The 26686-nt window shown below is 72.2% G+C and carries 22 protein-coding genes; 12 read left to right on the top strand and 10 right to left on the bottom strand.

Features of this window, described 5'->3' with window-relative positions; genetic code table 11:
- Nucleotides 1-49 precede the first annotated feature (49 nt).
- A complete protein-coding gene (locus AAFX79_11025; GenBank protein ID MEO1009094.1) occupies nt 50-2098 on the top strand; it encodes a hypothetical protein in 2049 nt (682 codons plus the stop codon).
- Here AAFX79_11025 and AAFX79_11020 read toward each other — a convergent pair.
- The 6 genes from AAFX79_11020 to AAFX79_10995 form a co-directional block, all read right to left on the bottom strand.
- Nucleotides 2088-4244, bottom strand: coding sequence for a hypothetical protein (locus AAFX79_11020; GenBank protein MEO1009093.1), 2157 nt, complete (start codon nt 4242-4244; stop codon nt 2088-2090). The two genes, AAFX79_11025 and AAFX79_11020, sit on opposite strands and share 11 nt — an antisense overlap.
- Nucleotides 4241-5239: a glycosyltransferase family A protein gene (locus AAFX79_11015; protein ID MEO1009092.1), complete on the bottom strand. Its 999-nt coding sequence runs from the start codon at nt 5237-5239 to the stop codon at nt 4241-4243. The genes AAFX79_11020 and AAFX79_11015 overlap by 4 nt, the downstream gene beginning before the upstream one ends.
- Before the next feature lie 142 nt (nt 5240-5381).
- On the bottom strand, nt 5382-6470 hold the full coding sequence (locus tag AAFX79_11010) for a metal ABC transporter substrate-binding protein (protein ID MEO1009091.1): 1089 nt from the start codon (nt 6468-6470) through the stop codon (nt 5382-5384).
- Between the two features lie 62 nt (nt 6471-6532).
- Nucleotides 6533-7699 (bottom strand): hypothetical protein, encoded by a 1167-nt coding sequence (locus AAFX79_11005; protein ID MEO1009090.1) that lies wholly within the window; start codon nt 7697-7699, stop codon nt 6533-6535.
- Nucleotides 7696-8403: an ABC transporter ATP-binding protein gene (locus AAFX79_11000; GenBank protein ID MEO1009089.1), complete on the bottom strand. Its 708-nt coding sequence runs from the start codon at nt 8401-8403 to the stop codon at nt 7696-7698. Before AAFX79_11000 ends, AAFX79_11005 begins: the two co-directional genes overlap by 4 nt.
- 22 nt (nt 8404-8425) lie before the next feature.
- A complete protein-coding gene (locus AAFX79_10995; protein ID MEO1009088.1) occupies nt 8426-9802 on the bottom strand; it encodes a hypothetical protein in 1377 nt (458 codons plus the stop codon).
- A 101-nt stretch (nt 9803-9903) separates the two neighbouring features.
- On the opposite strand from AAFX79_10995, the gene AAFX79_10990 reads away from it, so the two are divergent.
- Nucleotides 9904-11799: a M28 family peptidase gene (locus AAFX79_10990; protein MEO1009087.1), complete on the top strand. Its 1896-nt coding sequence runs from the start codon at nt 9904-9906 to the stop codon at nt 11797-11799.
- A 149-nt stretch (nt 11800-11948) separates the two neighbouring features.
- Nucleotides 11949-12428 carry a hypothetical protein gene (locus tag AAFX79_10985; GenBank protein MEO1009086.1) on the top strand — a complete coding sequence of 160 codons (480 nt, stop codon included), beginning with the start codon at nt 11949-11951 and terminating at the stop codon, nt 12426-12428.
- Here the strand turns inward: AAFX79_10985 and AAFX79_10980 are convergent, their stop codons facing one another.
- On the bottom strand, nt 12429-13604 hold the full coding sequence (locus AAFX79_10980) for a N(4)-(beta-N-acetylglucosaminyl)-L-asparaginase (GenBank protein MEO1009085.1): 1176 nt from the start codon (nt 13602-13604) through the stop codon (nt 12429-12431).
- A 48-nt stretch (nt 13605-13652) separates the two neighbouring features.
- On the opposite strand from AAFX79_10980, the gene AAFX79_10975 reads away from it, so the two are divergent.
- Together AAFX79_10975 and AAFX79_10970 are read left to right on the top strand one after the other, a co-directional pair.
- Nucleotides 13653-14801, top strand: a complete 1149-nt coding sequence (locus AAFX79_10975) for a TerB family tellurite resistance protein (protein MEO1009084.1) — start codon at nt 13653-13655, stop codon at nt 14799-14801.
- Nucleotides 14802-14973: 172 nt separating this feature from the next.
- Nucleotides 14974-15564 (top strand): hypothetical protein, encoded by a 591-nt coding sequence (locus AAFX79_10970; protein ID MEO1009083.1) that lies wholly within the window; start codon nt 14974-14976, stop codon nt 15562-15564.
- Here AAFX79_10970 and AAFX79_10965 read toward each other — a convergent pair.
- Together AAFX79_10965 and AAFX79_10960 are read right to left on the bottom strand one after the other, a co-directional pair.
- Nucleotides 15561-15959 carry a VOC family protein gene (locus AAFX79_10965; protein ID MEO1009082.1) on the bottom strand — a complete coding sequence of 133 codons (399 nt, stop codon included), beginning with the start codon at nt 15957-15959 and terminating at the stop codon, nt 15561-15563. The two genes, AAFX79_10970 and AAFX79_10965, sit on opposite strands and share 4 nt — an antisense overlap.
- Nucleotides 15960-16096: 137 nt before the next feature.
- Nucleotides 16097-16945, bottom strand: coding sequence for a 3-hydroxybutyryl-CoA dehydrogenase (locus AAFX79_10960; protein MEO1009081.1), 849 nt, complete (start codon nt 16943-16945; stop codon nt 16097-16099).
- Nucleotides 16946-17015: 70 nt separating this feature from the next.
- Between AAFX79_10960 and AAFX79_10955 the strand changes: the two genes are divergently transcribed.
- The 4 genes from AAFX79_10955 to AAFX79_10940 all read left to right on the top strand — a co-directional run bounded on the left by AAFX79_10955 (nt 17016) and on the right by AAFX79_10940 (nt 19204).
- Nucleotides 17016-17324, top strand: coding sequence for a tetratricopeptide repeat protein (locus tag AAFX79_10955; GenBank protein MEO1009080.1), 309 nt, complete (start codon nt 17016-17018; stop codon nt 17322-17324).
- A 13-nt stretch (nt 17325-17337) separates the two neighbouring features.
- Complete coding sequence (locus tag AAFX79_10950) at nt 17338-17985, top strand: regulatory protein RecX (protein ID MEO1009079.1); 648 nt, start codon at nt 17338-17340, stop codon at nt 17983-17985.
- 84 nt (nt 17986-18069) lie between these two features.
- Nucleotides 18070-18678: a hypothetical protein gene (locus AAFX79_10945; GenBank protein MEO1009078.1), complete on the top strand. Its 609-nt coding sequence runs from the start codon at nt 18070-18072 to the stop codon at nt 18676-18678.
- Between the two features lie 52 nt (nt 18679-18730).
- Nucleotides 18731-19204, top strand: coding sequence for a rhodanese-like domain-containing protein (locus AAFX79_10940; GenBank protein ID MEO1009077.1), 474 nt, complete (start codon nt 18731-18733; stop codon nt 19202-19204).
- Here AAFX79_10940 and carA read toward each other — a convergent pair.
- Nucleotides 19201-20400, bottom strand: a complete 1200-nt coding sequence (gene carA, locus AAFX79_10935; protein MEO1009076.1) for a glutamine-hydrolyzing carbamoyl-phosphate synthase small subunit — start codon at nt 20398-20400, stop codon at nt 19201-19203. The two genes, AAFX79_10940 and carA, sit on opposite strands and share 4 nt — an antisense overlap.
- A gap of 115 nt (nt 20401-20515) precedes the next feature.
- Between carA and AAFX79_10930 the strand changes: the two genes are divergently transcribed.
- The 3 genes from AAFX79_10930 to AAFX79_10920 all read left to right on the top strand — a co-directional run bounded on the left by AAFX79_10930 (nt 20516) and on the right by AAFX79_10920 (nt 26686).
- Nucleotides 20516-23311: a M12 family metallo-peptidase gene (locus tag AAFX79_10930; protein MEO1009075.1), complete on the top strand. Its 2796-nt coding sequence runs from the start codon at nt 20516-20518 to the stop codon at nt 23309-23311.
- A gap of 72 nt (nt 23312-23383) precedes the next feature.
- On the top strand, nt 23384-25690 hold the full coding sequence (priA, locus tag AAFX79_10925; GenBank protein MEO1009074.1) for a primosomal protein N': 2307 nt from the start codon (nt 23384-23386) through the stop codon (nt 25688-25690).
- A 96-nt stretch (nt 25691-25786) separates the two neighbouring features.
- Nucleotides 25787-26686 (top strand): aminotransferase class IV, encoded by a 900-nt coding sequence (locus AAFX79_10920; GenBank protein ID MEO1009073.1) that lies wholly within the window; start codon nt 25787-25789, stop codon nt 26684-26686.

Below are 26686 nucleotides of genomic sequence, written 5' to 3'. Positions count from 1 at the left end.
CTCGGCACGCGCCCCCGCCGCGGCCCACGCGGGGATCGTCTGGCCGATCATGGCCGACAAGCTCGCCGGCCGCGTGTCGCTCGATGCTGACCTGCCCGATCGCCTGCACGCGTACCTCGACAAGACCGGCTCGATCGCGGCGCCCCAGCTGCCGGAGCGGCTGCTGCCCACGCCCGACCAGGAGTCGCTGCCGCCGCCGCTGGCGATCGTGGGCGTCGATCCGCCCGACCTGCTCTGGAAGGCGTACGCCGAGATCGAGCAGCGCACCGACGGCTACCGACCGCGGGTGCTGGTGTGCGAGCCCTCGCCCGAGGCGCTGCTGGCGGGGCTGGGCGAGCTGGCCGCCCGGCGGGGCCCCAACGCCGCGACCCAGCTGCTCGACGCCAGCAACATCGAGTGGTTCGTCGGCCCCGATGCCCGGAGCGAGCTGGCCGATTACCTCCGCGAGCACCCGCACGACCAGCTACCCAAGGCCGTGCACGCCACGCCCGGCGCCCCGGCGGCCGAGGGCTGGCGGGCCTACGCCGAGATCGTGCTCCAGGCCGCCCGCGACCAGCAGCGGACGCTCCAGCACCAGATGGTGCGGCTGCGGGAGTTGCAGGCCACGCACGACCCCCGCGCCAACCTGCGGAGCGGGCAGCCGCTGCGGGTGCTCATCTGCACGACGCGGTACAGCACCTACATGAAGCACTCGGCCGCCGACCTGGCCCGCTCGCTCGAATCCCAGGGCCACACCGTTCGCGTGATGCTCGAACGCGACAGCCACACGCGGTTCACGCAGCTGAGCTACGCGCACGAGGTGCTGGCGCTGCGGCCCGACGCCGTGGTGCTCATCAACTACATGCGGCCGCAGCTGGGCCCCGTGCTGCCGCCGCACGTGCCGCTGGTGACCTGGGTGCAGGACGCCATGCCCCACTTCTTCAACGGCCAGCCCAGCCTGCTCGCGCGGCCCAACGATTTCGCGGCGGGCAGCATCTACCCCGACATGCTGGGCCGCATGGGCTTCCACCCCCGCCGCACGCTGCGCTGGCACAACCCCGCGTCGGCCGGCAAGTTCCACGCGGCGCCGGTGCGCGGCCGCGATGAGCTGCGGTGCGAGATCGCCATGGCGACGCGGCACAGCGAGCCGCCCGAGCGCTTCGCCGAACGCAACATCCGCACGCTGGACCCCAAGACCCCCGCGGGCCGCGCGGCCGAACGCGTGGCCGAGCTGCTGCCCGCGACGATCGCCCGCGCCGCCGCGCCCGGGGCGCGCCTGCTGCCCGAGCTGCGCACGCTGACGCAGTCCGCGCTGGCGAGAGCCTTCGGCGGGGAGCCCGCGCCGTCGGCGTTCTCCGTGCTCATGCACGGCTTCACCCAGCCGCTGGCAGACCTGATGTTCCGCCAGGAAACCGCCCGCTGGGCCGCCCGCATCGCGGAGCGTCGCGGCTGGCGATTCCACCTCTACGGCGATCCCGGCTGGGCGGTGCACGCCGACCTGGCCGAGCACGCCCGGCCCGAGCTGCTGCACGGCGAGGACCTGCGAGCCGCGTACCAGTTGGCCCGCGTGTCGCTGCACGCCTCGGTGTGCGGGCTGGTCCACCAGCGCGTGGCCGAGATCGCCTTCGCGGGAGGGCTGCCGGTCGGCCGGCGGACCTTCGAGGACGTCGACCGCATCCGCAGCCATGCGCTCAACGTGCTCGTCGGCACGCAACCCTTCGACGCGTGCATGGCGGGCACGCGGGAGCGCGCCTACGCCATCGCGGACCACCCCGAACTGGCGGACGCCGCCGAGCAATGGCGGAGGCTGGGCCTGGAGCTAGGCGAAGCCGGCGTGCTCGCGGTGTCCGCCAAGCAGGAGCGCGACATCCTCGACGCGCCCAAGGGCCCGCCGCCCCCACCCGACCGAGCCCCCGGCTGGATCTTCGTCGACCTCGCCGACTCGACATTCGCCGACGAGGCCGGGCTCGAGCGGATCGTCGAACGCGCCTCCGACGAGGACCACCGCCGCGGCCTGTCCGCGCGGATCGCCGCCCGGTGCCGGGAGCGACTGGGCATGGATGGCTTCGCCGAGGCCGTCGTCGGCATGCTGCGCCAAGACGCCGCCGCTAGCGGGTAGCGGCGATCGGTTGATCGTCGGCCTCCGAGGCGTCGATGGTCGGCAGAACCGCGATCTCGCGCGGCAGCGCACGCACGACCCCCGCATCGAGCGCGATCGCGCCGTCGGGCCGCAGCCGATCCATCGCCCGATCGGGCGGCGCGGCGGGCAGGCCCATGTGCGTGGCGTGATCGTCGGCCGCCGCGTCGATCCAGCCCACGATGGGCTCCCCGCGGAGCACCGCGCCCGTGAAGACGGACGAGCGATCCGTGCCGGCGACCGCGATGCGGCCGCAGCCCATGGCCACCAGCCGATCGATCGCGCACTCGGCCCGTCGCACCCCGGCCTCCACGCACAGGTTGGGCGAGACGCCCACGGCCAGCCCGCTCGCCCGCCAACGCTCGACGTCCTCCGGATCGGGACGCCGCGCCAACGCGGGAACGAGCACGGCGTCGCAACCAGGTTCGGGCCCTTCCAGCGCCACCCGCTCATAGCCGGCCTCGCGGAGCCTGCCGGCGATCCACGCGTCCGCGGCGGCATGGTCGCCGGGCATGCGCGGCGGCCACCGCGGGTCATCGGGCATCCGCACGCACGAATCGGGGTACAAGTCGTGCCGCACGCGAGGGGCAGCGTCCAACGCACGCACCACGCCTTGCTCGTCGTCCACTCCATCGAGCTCTGCGAATGCCATCGCCGGCACGCCCCGGAGCGCGAGGATTGCCGCGACGCACCCGTCGCGCTTGTCGTTGACGGCAAGCACATCGGGCCGCAGCCGCGACACGGCCACGAGAAGCTCCTCGATCCGCTCGTGCGTGCCGAGCGTCGGCTCGGGCACGTGCAGGTGCACACACGATTCGTCCTCGACCGCGGGTACATGGACCACCTCGAAGTTGCCCGGCCGATCGGGCACCAGCAGAACGTGCACCTCGGCGGTCCCGCCGTCGTTGGCCATTGCCGCGAGCCGCATCGCACGACGCACCTCGGGCGTGGGCTCCGCGCCGCCGCAACGCAGCAGCACGACCAGACGCCGCGTGCGCTTTGGACCGACTTCGATGCGCGTCCGGCCGAGCCGCTCGGGCTCCGTCGCCGCTCGACGCCCGTAAGGCTGCGCGCAATCGTGTTCATCCACGAGGGCATCAGCCACACGTTTCGCGGCATCGCGCGTGTGCAATAGACCGAACAGTCGATCCTGGGCCGCGAACTCCGCGGGCCCGAATGAGGCCAAGCGATCAAGCATCTGATCGGCACCACCAACACACGGATCGTGATTGCCCAGCGCCGAAGCGATCCCGGATTCGGCGGCAGACACCGCGGCCGTCGCGCGACCAATGGCCTGCGCAATTCGATCGTCCTCCGCGGCGGCATCGCCACGCGGCGTCCACTGCAACGCCGCGGGCACCCAGAGCGGCCAGGGATGGGGATGCACGACCCCAGTCGGGACGCCCGCGAGCATGGCCTCGACGACGAGCGTGCTGGCGGTGCTAGCGACGCCCCACGCGCCGGCGAGCGCATCGGCGAGCGGCGCCCGATCGACCCGCACGCCCAGGCGCTCGCCCAGGTCGCCCGTGAGCCGCCATCGCACGGCGATCTCGCGGCGAGCCGCTTCCTCCCGGAGTTGCGCGAGCGCCGAGAGGATGCGCGAGCGTGCGGCTGCATCGAGCGCCGGAGTGTTCGCGGTCGCGACCAGCAGCCAGCGATTCAGGGTGTGCGGCCGCGCCGCCTCGACGCGCTCCCGCAGGCCGTCGAGCCGCGGGAGCCCGGTGCGCACGACGCGGTTGCCCATGGCCTCGAGCAGCCGGACCTGCAGAGGGCCTAGTGCGAGGACCACATCCTGCGGCGCGGGTCGCATGAATCGCCGGCCCATCCAGGGGTTGAGATAGGTCGTCGCGAAGTCGACCACGCCGTCCGCCAGCAGCACCGTGGGCGTGCCCCGATGCTGCGCGAGCCACGTCGGCCGGGCATCCATGCGGTGGGAGAGGTCGGCGAACGCCAGCAGGCCGGCGCGGCCGAGCACTCCCGGGTGCGCGTGCAGGCCGCGGTCGGCCTCGCTCCCCCAGAGCCGCTCGGACAGGACCTCGATGCCCCGCGACCGCAGCGCTTGTGGCACGCCCGCGAACTGGTCGAGCGGGCGGCGGCTGCCGAAGAGCACGATGGGCCCGGCGGTCACGCCGCCACCGCGACGCCGATCGCCCGCATCGCGCTCGCGCAGGCGGCGTGCACGTCCTCGCGGGCGATGGCCGAGAGATAGCCCGCCGCCCGCGCCGCCCGCCGCCACGGCCAGGCCGATTCGTACACCCGCCTCGGATCGATCGACGCCGCCGACCGCTCGGCCTGCGCCACAAACTCTGCGTACGCGCGCTCGGCTGCAGCGCGATCGGCAAGCGTCGCGCGGGCGTCGTCCGCGGCGCGATCCGTGAGATCGAAGCGGTCGCCGAACACCGCGCGGGCGCACGCGGGGTTGGCTCGCGCGAGGCACGCCGCCTGATGGCCGAGCAGGGCCTCGCGGCGGGCGATGGCCGCGGGCGTGTAGCGGTGCTCGTGCATGCCGCGGCCCCCCGGGCGGTACACCACGGGCGCGGCCGTGGCCCTCTGGACGCGGTGGGCCCACTCGAGGTCGTCGAACATCGGATGGCGGAGGCGTTCGTCGAAACGCTGACAGATCGCACGCGGCAGCGACAGGTTGAGCGTCCATGCGTGGCGGAAGCCCCAGTCGCGCTGCGGATCGCGGGCGTCCATCTCGCTGTAGAAGAACAGCAGCGGCGTCTCGCGGACCACGCGGTCCAGGCCTCGGTCGTCCGGCGGAATCGCGAAGGGCGCATCGCCCAGCACCAGCCGCGGGCCGCCGTGCTCTTCGGAATCGTGCGATGCCTCGTGGGCCTGCAGCAGCCCATCGCACGGCACCACGTCGTCGTTCAGGAACAGCACCAGCCGGCCGCGGGCGATCCGCAGCGCGCGGTTCCGCGCGACCCCCGGACCGCCGGTAGGCCCCGTCAGGATGGTGACGCGGCGGTCGCGACCGAGCTCGCGGATCGACGGCGGGCACGCGGCCGCGTCGATCGAGAGCAGGATCTCCACGCCGCCGTCGGCCTGGTCCAGCACCGCTCGCGCGCAGCGGGGCAGCAGGCCATCGGCCCCGCCCCGGCTCGGGATGACCACCGACATGCGCACCGCAGCTCCCGGGTCGCGTCATCGAGTGCACGGCGAGGACGAGTGCACGGCCTTGCAGCCGATACAGCGGTACAACGGTCCCGCCGGTGCTCGTCCTGCAGATTTCCGCCGGGTGGGTTTCGACCAGGTGCGAGCGTTAGAGGGCCGACGCCGCCTCCCGCAGCCGCTCGACGTTGCCCCGCATCGCGTCGAGGTAGTCCTGCCCCTCGGCCAGCGCACCGCGGCTCTCGGCCGGGGTGAACAGCACGCTGCGGACGCCGAGCCGATCGGCGAGGGCCGTCACGATCTCGGCGGTGGGCTGGCCCTCCCACAGCAGGATGATCGGGCCGTCTTGCGCATCGTGGTCATGGTCCGCGTCGGCGGAGTCGCCCGAGTGGTCGTGGCCCGCGGCCTCGTCGTCCGCGTGCTCGTGCCCGTGGTCATGCTCGTGGCCGTGCTTGTGCCCGTGGTCATGCTCGTGCTCGTGCAGCGCCTCGTGCACGGCCTCAACCACCGCGTCGACGTCGGCGCTCTCGGGGTCCAGGTCCAAATTGTGGATGTCCCATCCCTTGGTGCGGGCGAGGTAGTTGTACGCGGGATGGCTGGCCAGCAGCGTGGCGCCCTCCAGCAGCGACGTGGCCTCGGTGAGGGCGGCATCGAGCGCGCGCAGGTTCTCGACCAGCGCCTCGCCGTTGGCGGCGAAGTCGGCGGCGTGCTCGGGCCACCGCGCCGCCATCGCGGCCTCGATGGCCCGCACCTGCGCGATCGCGAGCGTCGGATCGACCCAGGTGTGCCCGTCGATGCCCTCGTGGCTGTGCTCGCCCTCCGGTCCGTGGCTGTGCGTGATCGTCTCCATGGTGATCGGCCCGCCCGCTTGCTCCAGCGCGGCCACCGAGATCGACTCCACGACGCGGGACCGCGGCAGCGGCGCACCCGCCACCCACTTCTCGAATTCGGCCCCGTTGGTGACCACCAGGCCCGCGCGCTGGTATCGGGCGATGGCGTCACCCGAGGGCCGCCAGAAGATCGGGTCGGCGTCCGCGGGCAGCGGGCAGCCGACCTCGACCAGCCCGCCGGCGATCCGCGTGGCGAAGTACTCGGTGGGGTAGAAGGTCGCCAGCACGACGTCCTCGCCCGCCGCCTCCGCGTCGGCCGCGGCCTGATTCTGCTCGCACGCAGCGAGCGTCCAGGTTGCCGCGGCGAGCGCCGCGCAGGCCAGCAGCCGGATCATCCACGTTGCTTGCATGCTCCGCACCTCCATCTCGAGACTCTTACGCACCACCTTCGGCGCACCACCACTGGTGAACACTACAAGTATGGCGTGACGCCCGCCACCACGGACACCACGGCGAGGGCCAGAACCCCCGCCAGCACGGCCGCCGCCAGCAGCACGAACGCGAGCTCTAGGCCGAACAACAGCCCGACGGTCGCCCGCCCGCAGCCGATGTCGGTCAGCGTGCGGATCTCGTCGGCCCGCAGGCGGTAGCTCAGCACGCCGATGAGCACGATCAGCGCCGCGGTCGACGCCGCCAGCAGCACCGCGAGCGCGTCGAAGATCTGTCGCAGCCGGACCACGAAGGCGACCAGATCGTCGATCACCCGCGACGGCCGGACCGCCTGCAGATCAGGCGTCGCGTTCAGCCGCGACGCGAGGATAGTGCGGGCCTTGTCGTCCCGCGGGTAGACGAGGACGGCCGTCAGCGGCAGGTTGTCCCGCGGGCCGTGCACGTGGAAGCTGGCCGCGGTCTCGTCGGTGATCTCCTGGTAGGTGCTGACGGCGCCGGAGAGGGCGACGTGGTCCTCGGTCGCGCCCAGCACGAGGTCCTCGCGATCGATCGACTCGGCCTCCGCGTGACCGTGCGCGATGCCCTCGAGCACCCAGGCCGTCTCGAGGTCGGCCAGGATGACGCCGTCGTCGACGCCGCCCGTGGGCGCGAGCACGCCGGCGACGTCGAGCTTGACCGATGGCGGGCTTGTGATGTCGTAGGCCTCCCGCTGGTCGCTGAAGACGCTGCCGCCGGGCGCGACGCCCAGTCGTGCGGCTGCATCCGCACCAAGGACGACCTCGCCGATCCGCGCGAAGGCGCGGCCCTCGGCGATCCGTAGCCCCCGCGCCTGCAGGTACTCGATCGATGTCGCCACGACGGGCACGCCCTCGGCGGCAAACTCCGCGTGCACCGGGATCGCCGTTGCCTGCTCGTCGGCCACCAGCGATGCGTACACGCGGTGCGGCGTGGCGGCGAGATCGGCCTCGCGGAAATAGAGCGCGGCGAACACCAGATCGAAGCGGCTGCCCTTCGCCCCCACGACCAGCGGCACGGTGTCGGCCCGGGCGTGCAGGTTGGCCTCGAAGCGGGCGACAAGCACCCGGCTCAGCAGCGGCACCACCATCGCGACCGCCACGCACCCCACCAGCAGCAGCGTGCGGCCCCGGTGGTGCGCGGCGTGCGCTAGGACCAGCGGCAGCAGCCTCACGGCGTGGGCTCCCCGCGAAGGTCGATCACGCGGGCGAAGTGCGCCAGCTGCGCGTGGTCGTGCGTGACCAGGAGCACCGTCGCGCCCGTCTCGTCGGCCTGCCGAAGGATCAGCTCGATGACCGACGCGGCGCGCGCGGGGTCGAGGTTTCCCGTGGGCTCGTCGCAGACGATCAGGTCGGGCCGCGTGACGAGCGCCCGGCAGATCGCGACCCGCTGCTGCTCGCCCTGGCTGAGGTTCGCCGGCCGGCGGGCGAGCGCGAGGGCGATGCCCGTCGCCTCCGCGAGCCGGCGGGCGTGCTCCCGGGCCGCGTCATCGAGCGCGAGCGCGCGATTCACACGGAAGGGCAGCAGGATGTTCTGCAGCGCCGTCAGGTAGCCCAGCAGCGCGAACCGCTGGAACACCATGCCCACGGCGGTGATCCGCAGCGCCCGACGGCTCGCGTCGCCCAGGCGATCCAGCCGGCGGCCCGCCAGCTCGATCTCGCCCGAGGTCGGCCGCAGGATGCCGGTGAACAGCCGCAGCAGCGTGGTCTTGCCGCACCCGCTGGGCCCGACGAAGGCGGTGTGCTCGCCCGCACGAATGGCCAGCTCGCCCAGGCCGAGCGCGGGCAGATCGACCGTCGGCTCGGCCGCCCCGGGGAAGGCGAACCGCAGGCCGCGGGCGACGATGGGGGACGGTCTCTCGTCGGCGGGACCTTCCATGGCGAGCTCGGTCGGCAACTCCCTACAGCTCGGTCGGCAGCGGCGGCGGAAGATCGTCGATCACGCGCCCGCTGTCGTCCACCCGCCGCTGGCTTCGCATCTGGTGGTCGGTGATCCGCCAGCCGTCCTCGGTGCCGGTGACGGTATAGGCCGCCCGGTACTCGTTGAGCCGCGTGTGCGAGTGGCCCCAGTGGTACACCGTGCCCTCGACCCGCCAGCGGTGCAGCACCCGGAACTCCGGCGGCCCGTCGGCCTGCACCATCGAGGTGATCAGGCTCGTCTCCAGCGGCTCGACGCCCGTCACGATGCCCAGCACGCCGCCGTTCTCGGCATCGAGCAGCGAGTTGTAGATCTGGTCGTAGAGCGTGCCCAGCAGATCACCCCGCACCGAACGCTCCAGCGCGTCGTAGACCTCGCCCTCATCCGTGTAGTCGAAGGCACGGTACAGATTGGCGTGCAGCGGCGCGAACACCTCGACCGCTCGATCCTCGTCGAGCGTCGTCGACACCGAGCCGAGCATCGGCAGCGGCACGGGCGCGATATCCCGCATGCCCACGGCGGCCATGGACGACAGCAGCAGCATCGCGCCGCCCGCGAGCACACCGCGGCCCCAGCCCAGCGAGCGGATGGCCACGATCGACGCGATCAGGGCGCAGCCGACCAGGCCAACCAGCACGAGAGACACCTCGAGCCTCGGCGACTCGACCTCCACCGGCGGCACGCGGGCGAAGCGGTCCGCGGCCGCGTCCGAGGCGAACCACTCGATGGTCGGCTTCGCCCTCGAGAACCGCACGATCTCGAGGCCGCCCAGCGCCTGCAGTTGGGCCTCGAGGACCATGAATGGCGGCAGCCCATCGGGCCCGGTCGCGCCCTCCATCTCGCCGGCGACGATGTCCCGCGGGTACGTCGGCCAGGTCACGCGGACGACCTCGGGCGCCTCGAGCGCCGGGTACCGCGCGACGATGGCGCCCCGCATGAGCGCCCGCATGCCGAAGCGGGGGTAGATGCCCGCCAGCGAGGGGTCGGGATCGTTCAGGAAGGTGAAGCTCTCGAAGACGGGCGTGACCTCGACGCCGTCGATCTCGACCACGACCCGCTCGCGGAAGTAGGTCTCCAGCGCCTCCCGCAGCTGGGCGACCTCGACGTCGGCGACCGCGTCGGGCGTCTCCCGCGGGACGGCCAGCGCCTCATCGAGGAAAGCGAGATTCAGCCCGGCTGCGAAGCGAACGCCGTCGGGCTCGACCGCGATCCGCAGGTCGGCGTGCGGGCCGTCCTGGGGGTGCCCGGCCGGGCGAGAGAGCGCCGGGGAGGCCCCCAGCAGGGCAAGCACCGCCAGCGCGAGCACCCAGGGGGCCCGCGGGGCACGACCGAGAACCGCCGTGGCAGGGGAGTTTCGCACGCAACGATGGTAGGGGGCGGGCCATATATTGCTGCGTCACCCGGACCGGACGCGGGCGCGAGGGTTCCCGCGCCGCCAGGATCCACCAGCGGAGATACCCCATGCGCATCGACTCCCTCCCCCGCCGTTTCGCCTGCGCCGCGGCGCTCGTCGCCCTCTGCGGCGCGGCCGCCCACGCCCAGAACGGCTCGCCGATCTCCGACGCACTGATGGACTCGGCCGAGGACGTCCGCGCGTACGACATGCACATCTCGACCCTGGCCAACCCCTTCATGGGCGGTCGCGTGCCCGGCACCGAGGGCAGCGAACTGGCCAAGCGCTACATCGAGTTCCACTTCGAGAAGTACGGCCTGGAGCCGGCCTTCCCCGACGAGGACGGCAACGCCTTCTCGACCTACCGCGATCCCTTCCCGCTCCGCGGCACCTGGGAGGTGCAGAGCGAGTCGCTCATGGCGATGAACGGCAACCGCCGCATCGAGTTCGACGCCGAGAAGGACTTCATGTTCACCGGCATGGGCAGCACCGGCGAGGCGCGCGGCGAGGCGGTCTTCGTCGGCTACTCGATCGACAACGGGCCGGACGGCTACAGCAGCTACGCCGAGGGCGACAGCCTCGAGGGCAAGATCGCGGTGCTCTTCCGCTTCGAGCCCATGGACGAGAACGGCCGCAGCCTGTGGAACGACGGCGAGCGGGGCTGGTCGCCCAGGGCCGCGTTCGCCAACAAGCTGCGGGCCGCCTCGGAGCGCGGGGCCGAGGGCATCATCATCATCAACACGCCGGGCGCCAACGACGCCCGAGCCGAGCAGCTGGCCCGCTTCGCCGGCGGCGCCGACGCCGACGCACCCGTGAGCATGATGAGCCCCAAGGCCGCCGAGCGGATGCTCAAGGCCGCCGGCTTCGACGGCTCGCTGATGGACCTCCGCGAGCACGCCGACGAGGGCCACGGCCTGAAGGACCTGGGCTTCGAGATTGCCCTGGGCGGCGAGGCCGATCGCACCCAGCTCATCGCCGAGAACATCGGCGGCGTCATCCGCGGCGTGGGCGACCTGGCCGACGAGTGGATCGTGGTCGGCGCCCACCTGGACCACCTGGGCATGGGCTACTTCGGCTCGCGGACGGGCGATGCCGGCACCCTGCACCCCGGCGCCGACGACAACGCCTCGGGCACCGCGGGCGTGATCCTGATCGCCGACAAGCTCAGCCAGCGCTTCGCCGACGATGCCACGCCCCGCCGCAGCATCCTGCTGGTCGGCTTCGACGCCGAGGAGAGCGGCCTGAACGGCGCACGGCACTACGTCGTCGATCCGATCGCGCCCATCGACGATCACATGCTGATGGTCAACTGGGACATGATCGGCCGCATCGAGAACGAGCGGGTGCTCGTCGCCGGCGGCTTCTCCGCCGATGGGCTGGGCGAGTTCATCCAGCCGCACGTGGACGCCTCGGGGCTCGAGGCGGTCATCCCCGATCGCTTCAGCGGCGGCAGCGACCACCTGCCCTTCTACCGCGCCGAGGTGCCGGTGCTGTTCAGCATCATCGCCGACTTCCACAGCGACTACCACACGCCCGCCGACACCGTCGACAAGATCAACCGCGTGGGCGCCGTCAAGACGGTGCGGATGTACGAGAACATCGTGGCCGACGCGGCCGTGCGGCCCGGCAAGTTCCGCTTCATCACCGCCAGCGAGCAGCGCGAGCGGCAGCAGCAGCGCGAGCGGGAGGCCGCCGGCGAGCGCCGCGTCCGCGTGGGCGTCGTGCTCGACGCCGACGACAACGAGTCGGGCGTGCTGCTGGCCGAAGTGACCGAGAACGGGCCGGCGGCCAAGGCCGGCCTCCGCTCGGGCGACCGCCTCGTCCGCTGGGACGGCCAGAAGATCCTCGACACGGGCACGCTGGGCGAGCTGGTCGCCCGCCACAGCCCGGGCGACACCGTCAACGTCGGCGTGATGCGCGACGGCGAGGAGGTCACGCTGACCGTGACCCTCGAGGGTCGCTAGCGGCAACGCCACTCCCACCGCCACGCTGCGCTGCGAACCCCGCCCGTGCGGGGTTCGTTTCTTCTGCCATGGCGAGCATGCACCGTGCCCGCCCACCAAGCGGCCGCCCCGGCTTCGCGATGCTCGCCAGCGGATCCGTACGATGAGTGATGCGGTGTCCGAGGTGCACCTACGACCTGCGGGATCTCGACCCGAGCGCCACCTGCCCCGAGTGCGGAGCAACGCAAGGGGAGCGGCTCACCCTCGGCCGCGGACGCCTGCGGTTCCTGAACCGGCTGATGAGTGGCCTCCTGCTCGTGCCGCTTATCCCGCTGCTCGCCGGGATAGCCAACATCGTCGAGGGCGTTCGCTTCGTGGGTTATTATCCCTGGCAGGCTTCCTGGCCGGAGGAATTGTACGACCCGACAACGCCCGTTCTGGACCAATCGATGACCGTCTTGTTGCTCGGGCTGCTGGGCGGCCTGTATGCCTGGTTGGTCATGTGCCTGCTTGCGGTGCTGGTGGTGAAGGCTCGGCGTGCCGCACGCGAACCGCTTGGGGTCCGGGGACTGTGCCTGCGTCTTGCAGCGCCGCCGATCTTTCTCGCGGTCACGGTCCTGCTGCTTCGATGGACGATCTGGATCGAGTGACTACTCGTACACCGACGCCGACGCCTCGCGGCGATTGCCATTGGCGTCGCACACCGCGAAGCGGCCGCCCGGGAAGATCGACGCGGACCCGTAGGCCCCGTCCTTCCGCACGGCGTAGAGCGTGACATTGAAGTTCACGCGGCCGGTTCCGTCTCCATCGGGGCCGCGGAGCCGCTTCTCCTTGGTGCGGCGGACGATGTCGCCGGCGACCTCCAGGCACGCCTCGGTGGGCGTCAGCCCCCGCTCCATCGCGCGGACGATCGAGAAGGCGCCGCAGTTGACGATGACGGCCTCGCCCCGCCCGGTGCCGCCCGCGGCGCCCACGTCGTTGTCGCAGTACATGCCGGCGCCACAGATGGGCGAATCGCCCACGCGGCCGGGGATCTTCCACGACAGTCCGCTGGTGGTCGTGCAGCTGGCCACGTCGCCGTTGGCGTCGACGGCCGAGCAGTTGATCGTGCCGGTGGTGTAGGGCACGCCGCCCCGCCAGCGCACGTCGTAGTCGGCTGCGAGGCTCTCGAGTTCCTCGCCAAACGGGTTCGGTGCGCGACCAATGGGCCCCAGCCCGTTGTTGCGCTCGTCGCGGGCGTCCCAGTCCATCTGGTCGTCGTCGAGCCAGTCGTCGGTGGGGTTGCCGTTGGCCTTCCACCGCAGGAAGAGCCGGCGGGTGCGGTCGGTCATCAGGTCCTCGTGCCGGAAGCCGTGCTGGATGGCGAACTCGCGGGCGCCCTCGCCCACGATCAGGCAGTGGTCGGTCCGCTTGAGCACCAGCAGCGCGACGGCCGCGGGGTTCTTGATGTTCTCGATGCACGCCACCGCGCCGCTCTTGTGCGTGGGCCCGTGCATCACCGAGGCGTCCAGCTGGATGACGCCCCGCTCGTTGGGCAGCCCGCCGTAGCCCACGGTGAGGTCGTTGGGATCGTTCTCGACCAGCGTGACGCCCGCGACCACCGCGTCGGCGGGGTCGTAGCCCTCGCCCATCAGCGCGAAGGCCCGCTCGGTGGCCGGCAGTCCGTTGGCGCTCGAAACAACCACCGGGCCGTTGCGGGGCGCGTCGCCCGGATGCCCTCGTTCGCGGGAGCGCGACGCGGAACGGGCGAGCACCGAGGGCGCGACGGCGAGGCCCATGCCCGAGGCCAGCGCCGCCCGCAGCACGCTTCTTCTGGTGGTGGTCATGCCCGCAGGCTATGCAGGGCGGCGACCCCGCCGGATACCATCGCGTGTATGCTCGACGCCAATGAAGCCCAAGCCGTCCTCGCCCTCTCGCTCATGGCCGCGCTCGCCGATGGCCGCTCCGCCGCCGAGGAACGCGAGCACCTCCGCACGCTGTTCGACGGGCTCGCCGCCGAGCACGAGCTGCCGGGCCTGCCCGCACTCTACCAGAAGGTGATGCTCAAGCAGACCAGCCTCGCCGACGAGGCCGCCCGGCTGCGGAGCGAGGAGGCCAAGCGGATGGCCTTCGAGATGGCGGTGTGCATCGCCGACGCCGACGGCAAGGCGACCGAGGCCGAGCAGGCCTTCCTGGACCAGCTCGAGGCGGCGCTCGCGCTGGACCACGAGGAGGCGGTCGCCTTCGAGCACGAGGCCGAGCGGCTCGGCGACGCCGACGAGACCGTGGACGCCGACGCGCTGCTCGCGCCGGTGGCGCCCTCGCCCGCCTACGACGGCGGGAGGGCGATGCCCGCGTCGGCCGTGCCCTCGGCCGCCCCGGCGGGCCCGGCGCAGACGCACGCGCCCTCCCAGATGGACGCCGCCGCGGCGCTCGCGCCCGCCGAGGTCGCCGCGATGACCCCCGCCGTCACCACGGCCTCGGCCGAGTCGTCCGCCGAGGCCTCGCCCGCCGAGATGTCGCCCGCCGAGATCCAGGGCATCATCCTCCGCTACGCCATCCTCAACGGCGCGCTCGAACTCATGCCGCAGAACCTGGCAACCATGGCCATCCTGCCGCTGCAGACGCGGATGGTCTACGTCATCGGCAAGCGGCACGGGCACAGCCTGGGGGCGGGCCACATCAAGGAGTTCATCGCCACGCTGGGCATGGGCGCCACCTCGCAGATGCTCGAGAACTTCGCCCGCAAGGCGCTGGGCAAGCTCGCCAAGAAGGCCCTGGGCAAGACCGCCGGCGCCGTCGTCAAGACCGCCACGGGCCCGATGATGACCTTCGCCAGCACCTACGCCATCGGCAAGGTCGCCCATGCCTACTACGCCGGCGGCCGCACGCTCAGCAGCGTCGATCTCAAGAGCCTCTTCACCCAGGAGCTGGGCAAGGGCAAGGCCCTCTACGACCAGCACCAGCCCCAGATCGCCAACCAGGCGGGCACGCTGAACCCCGCCGACGTGCTCAGGGCCGTCCGCGGCGGGCTGCCGGCGTAGGGATCCCTCGGCTCCGCAACGGCGCCTGCGCTCCAATTACGGCTTGCGTGGCCGATCCCGCTCCGTTCTAATGCGCCTGCAGGACGGCAGCGAGGAAGCAATACGAGAGGACAGGACGCCGGACGTGAGACATCCGGCCCGACGCCCCCATCGGGGGTGGAGGAGACGAGACATGACCCGTAACACCGTGTGCGCGATCGTCGCGTGCGCTGCCGCCAGCGCGCACGCCGACATCTTCACCGATCGGGCGTCCTTCGACGCCGCCGTGGCCGCGATGAGCTTCGCGCCGGCCTGGGACGAGGACTTCGAGGGCTTCGGGCTGGGCCTCATCCCTACGCCCACCATCATCGGCGGAGGCGCCGCGGAGATCGACCGCGCCGGCACCGCCGAGATCATCGATCCCTCGCCCATCGGCACCGGGCAGGCCTACCTCGGCGTCGAGGCCGGCATCGGCGAGATCATCCAGGGCGTCGGCGGCACCAGCCTGGGCGTCACGGCCCTGGGCTTCGACTACTTCAGCGAACTCGACGGCATGTACAACTTCAACACCAGCTCGGGCATCGAGAGCGCCATGATGACGCCGGGCACCACGCCGCTATTCGTCGGCTGGGTGGGCGATCCGGGCGAAACGCTCGACTTCGTGGACTACACGCCGGGCACAAGCGCGCACATCCTGGACAACATGACGGCCGCCATCCCGGCGCCCGGCACGGCCGTGCTATTCGCGATCGGGGGACTGGCCGCAGTCCGCCGGCGGCGCTAGCTGCCCGTCTCCTCATAGATCATCACCCAGTTCCCGCACGTGTCGTCGAGCATCGCGACCTTCGAGCCGGGCATCTCGCTGATGCCGCCCTTGAACTGCACGCCGGCGGCCGACAGCCGCTCGTGCTCGGCCGCGATGTCGTCGACCCTGAACGCGGTGACCGGGATGCCCTCGCCGTACAGGGCGGTCTTCCACGCCTTGGTGGCCGGGTGCTCGCCGCTGGGCTCGAGCATGAGGGCCGCCCCGTCGGGCTCCTCCGGGCTGACCACGGTGAGGAAGCGGTGCCCGGGGGCGACCTCCATGTCGTCCTTCTTCACGAAGCCGAGCTTCTCGGTGTAGAAGGCCAGGGCGTGGGCCTGATCGGAGATCGGGATTCCTGCGAGCTTGATGCGCATGTCGTGCTCCGGTTGGTCGGTGATCTTCGTGCTTCGATGGAGAGGGCAATGGGCAATGGGCAATAGGGAATGGAAAGTGGGCATCCCGCTCCCGTCTCTGTCCCATTCCCCATTGCCTATTCCCCATTGCCCATTGCCTAGTACTCGTACACCCCATGCCCGCTCTTGTTGCCCAGCCGCCCCGCCGTCACCAGCTGCTCGAGCAGCGGGCACGGGCGGTAGCGTTCGCTGTGCAGCCCGTCGGCCAGCACGTTCATGATGTGGGCGCAGGTGTCTAATCCAATAAAATCAGCAAGCTGCAGCGGGCCCATCGGGTGGTTCATGCCCAGCTTCATGATGGCGTCGATGTGCTCGGGCTGGGCGACGCCCTCCATCCAGGTGTAGAACGCCTCGTTGATCATCGGCATCAGGATGCGATTGGAGACGAAGCCCGCGCGGTCGTTGGCGGGGACGGCCGTCTTGCCCATCCGCTCGGATAGCTCCAGCACGGCCTTGGTCACGCCCTCCTCGGTCGCCAGCCCATTGATGACCTCCACCAGCTTCATCACCGGCACGGGATAGAAGAAGTGCATGCCGATGACGTGCTGCGGCCGCGTGGTGGCCGCGGCGATGGCGGTGATCGAGATGCTGCTGGTGTTCGTGGCCAGGATGCAGCCGTCCTTGCAGGCGCCGTCGAGGTCGGCGAAGACGCTCCGCTTGACGTCCTCGTTCTCGACCACGGCCTCGATGGCGATGTCGCGGTCGGCCATGGCGGCCACGTCGCTGGCATAGCTGATGCGGGCGAGCGCGGCGTCCGCGTCGGCCTGCTCCATGCGGCCCTTCTCGACCGCGCGGGCCAGCAGCTTCTGGTGGGTGGCCCGGCACTTCTCGATCTGCTCGGCCGCCGCGTCGTAGACCAGCACGTCCAGCCCCGCGACGGCGGCCACCTGGGCGATGCCCCCGCCCATCTGCCCCGCTCCGACCACGCCCACCTTGTCGATCGCCATCGCTACACTCCTCGAACAGATCCAGTACCGGTCACCCTGAGCGGCAACACTAGCCGAGACGCCCCCGCCCATGGACCGAATCGCCCAGCTCCAGAAGATCCTGCAAGCCGAACCGGGCGACCCCTTCGCCCTCTACGCGCTCGCCCAGGAGCACGCCAAGGCGGGCGACCACGGCGAGGCCGTCGGCTGGTACGCGCGGTGCATCGAGAGCGACGCGCACGAGCACTACGCCTACTTCCACATGGCGCGATCGCTGGGCGAGCTGGGCCGGGGCGACGAGGCGGTCGAGACGCTGCGGCGGGGACTGGCGCTCGCCGAGCGGGACGGCAACGCCAAGGCCGCGGGCGAGATCGCGGCCCTGCTCGATGAGATGGCGTGACGGACACACCGGCATGGACACCGAGGGCCACATCGAGATCAAGCCCAGCGGACCCGACCGCTGGCGGCTGGCCACGCCCGACGGCACCCGGGCCACCCTCGACAACGCGGCGCTGGCCGACCACAACCTCGTGCACGGCGACCCCTGGACGCTCGCGGTGCAGGAGCGCGTCGGCCGGGCCATCGGCGAGGCGGGCGCGCGGCTGGCGGCGCACCGGCTGCTGCGGGTCCGCCCCCGCTCCGAGGCCGAACTCCGCGAACGCCTCGCCACGCGCTATCCCGCCGCCGCAGTCGAGCGGGTGATCGAGGCGATGCGGACCGCGGGGGTCATCGACGACGAGCGGCTGGCCGGCACGCTCGCCGAGCAGATGGCCGACCAACGCCCCCACGCCCGCGAGGCCATCCGCGAGCGGCTGGAGCGCTTCCGCATCGGCGATCCGCTCATCCACGAGGCCCTGGACGAGCACGCACCCGAGGAGCACGAGGCCGATCGGGCCCTGGCCGTCGCCGAGGCCCAGCTCCGCCGGCTCGCGGGCCTCAACCTAACGCCCGAGGCGACCCGTCGGCGGCTGTTCGCGGCCCTCGCCCGCCGGGGCTTCGAGCCCGAGCTCGCGGCCGACGCGATCGAGCGGCTCGTCGGGATGGCCGATGATCCGGAATGAGCTCCGGCGCGGATCGGCCGCGCCCGCATCCCGTCCCGAACCGAGCCGCGCGTGCACCGATTCCGCCGCCCCTACCATCGCCCCATGAGGACCCTGCCCCTCGCGTGCGTGCTGGCCGCCTCGGTGCTGATGAGCGGCTGCTACGCGGCCCGCCTCGGCGACCCCGACGCCAACGCCGATTACACCGCCGAGTACGGAACGGTCGGCGGCATCGCGTCGCTGCCGACGCTGCGGGCGGCGGAAGACGGCGACGCCGATCTCGCAATCACGCCCGCCGAGCCCATCGACGTGATGGACCGCCGCGGGTGGAGCCCGACGGCCGTCGTCGTGCCCAGCGACCTCGTGTTGCACCCCCCGCACTACCTGCCGCCCCGGCTGCCGGTCACGGGTGATCGGCGGTACCACGGAGACATGCCCATGCTGCTGGGCGTGCACGACTACGGCTCGGGCAACTGGCACCAGTTCAAGTCGCTGATCACCTGGCCCTGGATCACGACGTTCGATCTGGCGATGATCCCCGTGCGGGCGATGGTGGACATCGCTCCATGGAACCTGGACGCCTCGCCGAGCCCCGAGTACGAGCGGGCGCCGCATCGGTGGGCCGACCCGCTGCCCCGCACGGGCCAGCCCGTGGGCGAGCCCAACCGGCCCCGCGGCGTGCCCTACGAACCGCGCCCGGGCGACCTCGGCTAGACGCCCCATCAGGCCGGACCCACTGGGACCAGACCCCCGGAGCGAATGCGGCATGAGCAACCACGACGCCACCACCAGCAAGCCCGCCTGTCCCGACATCGACGATCGTGGGCTGCCGGCGGGCTATCCCTTCAAGCCCGCCTACGAGGTGTGCCCATCGTCGGCACGAACCATGCTCGCCGATGGCCAGGCCATCCTCGTCGATGTCCGCCTGGCCGAGGAGCGGGAGATCGCCACGCTGCCGGGCGGACACGACGAGATCCACGCCCCGCTGCACGAGCTGAACGACCACCTGGACGACATCGAGGACCTGGCCCGCGGCCGCACCATCCTGACCTTCTGCCACCACGGCATCCGGTCGATCAAGGCGGCGCTCGCCCTCCGCGGCTGCGGCATGGACGACAGCCACTCCATCGCCGGCGGCATCGACGTCTGGTCCATGGGCGTCGACACCAGCGTGCCGCGGTACACCCGCGATGGCGCGCAGTGCCAGGTCGTGCCCGCCGGATCGCCGCAGGGCGCCTAGGACGCGCCGCGGGCCGCTCGCATCGCCGCCACGAACTCGTCGAATAGGTAACCAGCCTCGTGCGGGCCAGGACTGGCCTCGGGGTGGTGCTGCACCGCGAATACGGGCCGGCCCTTGAGGCGGAAGCCCGCGACCGTGTCGTCGTTGAGGTGCACGTGCGTCACCTCGCCGCCGGCGGCCTCGACCGATGCGCGATCCACCGCGAAGCCGTGGTTCTGGCTGGTGATCTCGACCCGGCCCGTGGCGGCGTGCAGCACGGGCTGATTCGCGCCACGGTGGCCGAACTTGAGCTTGTAGGTCGACGCACCGGCCGCGAGCGCCAGCAGCTGGTTGCCCAGGCAGATGCCGAAGGTCGGCAGAGCCTCGCGCCGCGCCAGGATCGACCGCAGCGCCTCGATGGTCGCCTCCACCGCGGCCGGGTCGCCCGGGCCGTTGCTGATGAACAGGCCGGCGGCGTCCTCCTCCTCCAGGATCGCCAGCAGCCGATCGGGCGGCGTATCCCAAGGGACGGCGACGACCTCGCAGCCGCGCGCGAGGAGGTGGTCGTAGATCGCCCGCTTGGCGCCGCAATCCAGGGCGACCACGACGAGCTTCTCGTCCTGCGCGATTCGTGCCGGCGGGGATAGCCGCCACAGCCGATCGGCGGCCGGCCGCGTCGCCTCGGCGGGGCTGACCTCACCGGCGAGGTTGCGCCCCGTCATGCCGCCGGCGTCCTGCGCGATGCGGATGAGGTCCAGGTCGCTCGCCCGCGCGTCGGCGCTCAGCACGCCCATCATCGCGCCCGCCGATCGGATCCGCCGCGTGAGCGCCCGCGTGTCGACGCCGGCCAGGCCCATCACGCCGTACCGCTCGAGAAATTCGGGCAGGCTCATGCTCGCGCGGTAATTGCTGTGCCGGCCGGCCAGCTCCCGCACGACCAGGCCCGAGGCCTGCACGCGGCCGCTCTCCATGTCCCGCTCATTGGCACCCACGATGCCGACCATCGGGAAGGTCTGCACCAGGATCTGGCCGCGGTAGCTCGGGTCGGTCAGGCTTTCTTGGTAGCCCGACATGGCGGTGTTGAAGACCACCTCGGCCGCGACCGGGGCGGCATCCACCGCGCCGAACGCGGCGCCCGCGAATATCGATCCGTCCGCGAGCGCAAGGCGAGCGACGGGCCGGGCGGCGGGGCGAACGCTGGGGCCGGTCTCGGTCATCGAAGAGATGGTACCCGGGAGTTCGAGCCCACATTCCCAGGCATCCGCGGCGAGATCCCCTCGAACGCCGCCCCGATCTGCGGTAACCTGCACGGAGGATCGCCGGAGGATCTCGATGCCGAGGATGCACGCGACGCTCTGCCTTGTTATGTTGCTGCTGGCTGCGACCAGCGGCCTCGCCACGCCGCAGATCCGCCTCCTGCGTACCGCGGATCAGGCGGCGAATCTCGGGGTCATCCGCATCGACGCCGACGCGCTGCGTACCGCCCGCAACATGCCACCCGACGAGGCCTTCGCGGTGCCGGGCGTCTGGATCGGGGGCCAGTCGCTCGACCTCGTGCTGGAGCGGATGCCGCTGCTCGCCCCGGACGCCGTGGTCGTGGCCGCCGGCCCGGCCGGCCACGAGGCGCCGATCGACATCGGCGAGGTCGCGATCTGGCGCGGCCGCGTCGAGGGCGTCCCCGGCTCGCACGTCTTCCTGTCGATCGCCGATGGCTCGACCGTCGGCCGCATCGAGCTGGGCGCGGGCCGGCCGGCGTACGCAGTCTCGTCCGTCGGCGGAGACCCGAAGGCCGGCGGCGTGGCGCTTGCGGCGGGCGAGGTCGCGGTGTTCCGCACCCGCGTCGCCGGCGGGCTGGCGACGCCCACGCTCTGCGGAGCCGCCTTCCCGCGGCTCGGCCTCCGGGATGCCGCCGCCGCCAACGGGCCCACACCCCCGCCGCCGCCACCCCCGCCGGTGCGGGGCCTGCACCGCGCTCGGCTGGCGGTCGAGTGCGACTTCCGCTTCTTCGAGCTCTTCGGCGACGCCCGCGAGACCGCCGTGTACCTCATCCAGGTGTACGGCATGGTGACCGACGTCACCAGCCGCGACCTCGGCGTGCGGCTGGACTTGGTCTACCTCCGGGTGTGGACGACGCCGGACGATCCGTACTCCGGGGGCGCCGGCATGCCCCGCGACTTCCCGGGCGTGGACTACGACATCGGACAGCTCATGTCGGGCGACAAGAACGCCCGCGCGGGCGGCGCGGCACGGCTCTGCGGCCGCGATTCGTGGGTAGCCTACGGCCTCGGCATCCTGCCCGACCCGACCAACCCCACCGCGTTCAACCAGGACTTCCGCATCGCCGCCCACGAGGTCGGCCACAACCTCGGCGCCCGGCACACGCACGACGAGGGCGTCGACGCCTGCGACGATCCGCTCAGCACGCCGCGCCGCGGCACGCTGATGAGCTACTGCTCGCAGACCTTCAGCGGCGGGAGCGCCCTCACGCAGGGCTACTTCCACACCGGCGTGCGGCAACGGGTCTTCGACTGCAACCCCCTGCGCCTCTCGCTCGATTGCAACAACAACTTCGTGCCCGATGCAGACGACATCGCCGCGGGCACCAGCGCGGACGCCAACGCCAACGGCGTGCCCGATGAGTGCGAGGATTGCAACGCCAACGGCACCCTCGACGATGCCGACATCGCGGCGGGCACGAGCCTCGATCTCAATACCAATGGCGTGCCCGACGAGTGCGAGCCCGACTGCAACGCCAACGGCGTGCCGGACGAGATGGACATCCGCTTCGCCTTTAGTCGCGACGAGAATGGCAATGCCATCCCCGACGAGTGCGACGCCGACTGCAACGCCAATGGCGCCGCGGACCACGCCGAGATCAACCAGAACATGGCGCTGGACATCGATCGTGACGGTGTGCTGGACGAGTGCCAGGACTGCGACGGCGACGGCATCATCGACATCGACGCGCTCGGCTTTGCCCACAACGCGTGGGTCGCCGGCTCGGGCGACGGGCTCATCAAGCAATACCAGTACCAGACGGGCGTGCTGCGCGCCGAGGCCGGCGGCGGCATCCTGGACGATCCCACCGACGTGCTCATTACGTCCGATGGCCGCGTGCTCGTCGCCAGCGCGGGCGACGCCCGCGTCGTGGAGTTCGATGCCGCCGGCGGGCTCGTCGGCGAGCTCGTCGCCGGCGGCGCGGGCGGACTGGCCTACCCCACGGCGCTCCACCTGGCACGCGACGGCTCGCTGCTCGTCGCCGACCGTGAGGCCAACGCCATCCGCCGATACGACCCGGCGACCGGAGTACCACTCGGCGACTTCGTGCCGCCCAACGCCGCCGGCCTGCACATGCCCCACGGCATGGCCACCGGGCCCGACGGCAACCTCTTCGTGACGGGCGAGCACATCGGCGTCATGGAGTTCGACGGCGGCACCGGCGCATTCGTCGGCCAGTTCGTCGAACACGGCTCGGGCGACCTCCACCACGGCCGCGGCATGCTCTTCCTGCCCCAGGGCAACGGCACGCACCTGCTGCTGGTCGCCGAGAACGAGGCCAACGCCATCCTCGCATTCGACGGCGATACCGGCGCGTTCCTGGGGCTCTGGCACGACGGCGGCGATCGCTGGCTCGTGCATCCCTGGGGGCTCCGCCGCGGACCCGACGGCGACGTGTACGTGAGCATCAACCGCATGCACGGGCGGATGCCGGGCGGTCCGACCAGCGGCCTGCACCTGACCTTCCCGCACCTGCTCCGCTACGACGACCGCAACGGCAAGTTGATGTTCACCTACGTGCAGGGCGTCGACGCACGGCTCGATCATCCCAGGGGCTTCGACTTCGTGCCGGGCGACGCGACGGACTGCAACCTCAACCGCATCCCCGATTCCTGCGACATCGCCGGCGGCCGCAGCACCGATCGCAACGCCAACGGCGTGCCCGATGAGTGCGAAGCCCTCTGCTACGCCGACTGCGACGGCAACGGCGAACTCGAGCTCTTCGACTTCCTGTGCTTCCAGAACGCCTTCCACGACGGTGACCCTGCCGCCGACTGCGACGGCTCGGGAAGCCTCGACCTCTTCGACCTGCTCTGCTTCCAGAACGCATTCCAGGACGGGTGCCCGTAGGGCGAGCCGAGTAGATCGAAGCAAGTCGGTCGAGCCGGCTAGGTCGAGCCGAGCCGCGGTACACTCACGCCCGTGCCGCCCGGACTGTTCGGACACGACGACGCCGGCCCGCTCGTCCGCGTCGCGCTCGAGCGGGCGATCGACGGCCGCGCCGCCACGCTGACCTACGCGCTGCCCGAGGACGCCGCGGCCGAGCCCGCTGCCCTCGTCGGGCGGGCATGCACGGCGCCGCTGGGCCGGACACGCGCCCGCGGGGTCATCATCGCCGCGGGCCACGCCGAGCTGCTCGACGGCCTCGACCCCGCGAAGCTCCGCCGGCTGCATGCCATCGGCGACGCGAGGCTGCCGCCCGCGGTGGTCGAGCTGGGCCGCTGGATCGCGGACTACTACGCCTGCCCGCTGGGCATCGCGCTGGCGGCGATGCTGCCGGCGGCCGTCAAGAAGGCCGTGGGCCGCCGGACCCGCGTGGCGCTGCGGCCCACCAGCGCCTCGCCGCAGCAGCCGCTGCCGCCCGCCGCCCGCCGCGCCTGGGAGGCCCTCGGCGCAATCGACGAGGCGGATTGGCCGCTCGACGAGCGCGTTCTCGCCCGACGCGTCGGCGCGAAGAACGCCGCTCCCGTGCGCCGCCTTATCCGCGAGGGGCTGCTGGCGCCCGAGACGCTCTCGGAGGTTCGAACGCGCGGGGACATGGCCGCGACGCTCGACGAGTCCGGCCCGCCGCCCACGCCGACGAACGAACAGGCCGCCGCCATCGAGGGCGTGCCCCTCGGTGCCTTCGGCGTGCACCTGCTGTTCGGCGTCACGGGCTCGGGCAAGACCGAGGTCTACCTGCGGCTGCTCCAGCGCGTGATCGACGCGGGCCGCACCGGCATCGTGCTCGTGCCCGAGATCGCCCTCACGCCCCAACTCGCGGCGCGATTCCGGGCCCGCTTCGTGCCGATGCTCGGCGAGGACGGCGTCGCGGTGATGCACTCGGGGCTCAACGCCGGCCAGCGGCACCACGCCTGGGATCTGCTCGCGCGGGGCCGGGCACGCATCGCCGTCGGCCCCAGGTCGGCCTTGTTCGCGCCGCTGGAGAACGTCGGCCTCATCGTCGTCGACGAGGAACACGCCGGCGATTACAAGCAGGACCAGGCCCCCCGCTACCACGGCCGGGACACCGCCATCAAGCGGGCCCAGGTCGAGGGCTGCCCGGTCGTGCTCGGGTCGGCCACGCCCAGCCTCGAGAGCTGGCGGAATGCCCAGACGGGCCGGTACGCCCTGCACCGCCTGGCCACGCGACCGCCCGGAGCCGCCGGCCTGCCCACCGTCGAGGTCGTCGACATCGCCGAGCAGCGGAAGCTGGCCCGCGACGCCGGCGACCGCATGCAACTCCTCGGCCCGTGCCTGCGGTCGGCGCTCCGCGACACGCTCGACGGCGGCGGCCAGGCCGTGCTGCTGCTCAACCGCCGGGGATTCGCCCGCGTCGTCGCCTGCCCGGACGCGGATTGCGGCTGGGCGCTGTCCTGCGACTCATGCTCGTCGGCCATGGTCTTCCACCGCAAGGGCGTCGCGAGCTCGAGGGGCCTGGTCCGCTGCCACCACTGCCACGCCGAGCAACTGCTGCCACGTGCATGCCCTGTGTGCGGCAGGGGCACGATCCGCCTGGGCCACGGCACCCAGCGGCTCGAGGACGAGCTGGCCCTCAGGCTGGACCTGCCGCCCGACGCCATCGCCCGCATGGACGCCGACACCATGGCCCGGCCGGCCGACTACGCCGCCGTGCTGCGGCGCGTCGCCGACGGGTCGGCCCGGGTGCTGTTCGGCACGCAGATGATCGCCAAGGGCCTCGACTTCCCCAACATCCGCCTCGTGGGCGTCGTGGATGCCGACACCGCCCTGGGCATCGCCGACTGGCGGAGCCACGAGCGGACCTACCAGCTCATCAGCCAGGTCGCCGGCCGGGCGGGCCGCGGCGACCACCCGGGCCGGGTCATCGTCCAGACGCTCAACCCGAGACTGCCGGCGATCGTTGCGGCCGCCGCCCACGACTACGAGGGCTTCGCCGCCGGCGAGCTTGCCATCCGCGAGCGGGCGGGCCTGCCGCCGTTCACCCGGGCCGCCTGGATCGTCGTCCGCGATCGCTCCTACGAACGAGCCGAGGCCGACGCGATGGTCCTGGCCGACCGCCTGCGGGCGTGCTTCGGCAGCGGCGCCCGCGTTGAGGGCCCCGCGCCCGCGCCGCTCGAGCGGACGCACGACGAGCACCGCGTGGGCGTCGAGGTCTACGCCCGCAGCGCCGGCGACCTGCGGGCCGGCCTGCAGCGGCTCCGCGCCGAGCACGGCCTGGTGAGCGATGCGCACGTTGCGATCGATGTCGATCCGGTCGCCATCTGGTAGCGCCGCGGCGGCCGGCTTCGAGCAACCCCGGCGCGATCGAGAAGCCCATCGGGCTTCTGTGTCGCGACCCGGCGCCGCCCTCCGATACTCTCCCCCGTGATCGTGCACCTCAACGACGAATTGCTGCCCGCACCCGCCGCCCGCGTGGGCGTGTTCGACCGCGGCTTCCTCTTCGGCGACGGCGTTTACGAGGGCGTCCGCGTCTTCGACGGCGTGCCGATGGCCGTCGATCGCCACGTCCGCCGCATGGCCGAGGGCCTAGCCGAGGCCCGCATCCCCTGGGACGCGAGCAGGCTGCCCGGGATCGCCGAGGACCTGTGCCGCGCCAACGGCCTCCGCGACGCCTTCATGTACGTGCAGGTCACCCGCGGCGAGCCCGGTCCGGGCGAGCCCGTCCGCGCCCGCACGCTCCGCGAGGCCGCCGCACCCACGGTGTTCGCCTTCGCCACCGAGCAGCCGCCCCTCGAGACCTACGCCGCCCCGCCGACGATCCGCCTCGCCTCCGCGGCCGACACCCGCTGGGCCCGCGGGCACCTCAAGTCGATCTCGCTGCTGGGCAACGTGCTGGCGGCCTACGACGCCCGGGACGCCGGCGGCGACGAGGTGCTCATGCACCGCGACGGCTTCGTCACCGAGGCCTGCGCGTCCAACCTCATCCTCGTGCTCGGCGGCCGGCCCGTGACCCCGGCCCTCGACGGCGTCTCCATCCTGCACGGCGTGACGCGGGCCCGCTGCCTCGAACTGGACGCGGCGATCGAGGAACGCCCCGTGCCCATCGAGGCGATCGCCGACGCCAGCGAGATCATCCTGGTGGGCACGACGTCGATCGTGACCGCCGCGGTGAGCCTGGACGGCCGCACGGTCGGCGACGGCACGCCGGGCCCCGTCGCCCGGCGGCTGCTGGACCGCGTCCTCCAGGACTGCCGCGCGCAGATCACCGGCGTGGCCACTGCCTCCGCCACCACCGCTGCTCCCACCCCCGCGTCCGTCGCCTAG

It is taken from the genome of Planctomycetota bacterium, from assembly GCA_039819165.1.
Classification (GTDB): Bacteria; Planctomycetota; Phycisphaerae; order Phycisphaerales; family UBA1924; genus JAHCJI01.
Note: the sequence above shows the minus strand (reverse complement) of the source record. Positions and strands in the feature narration are given on the sequence as shown.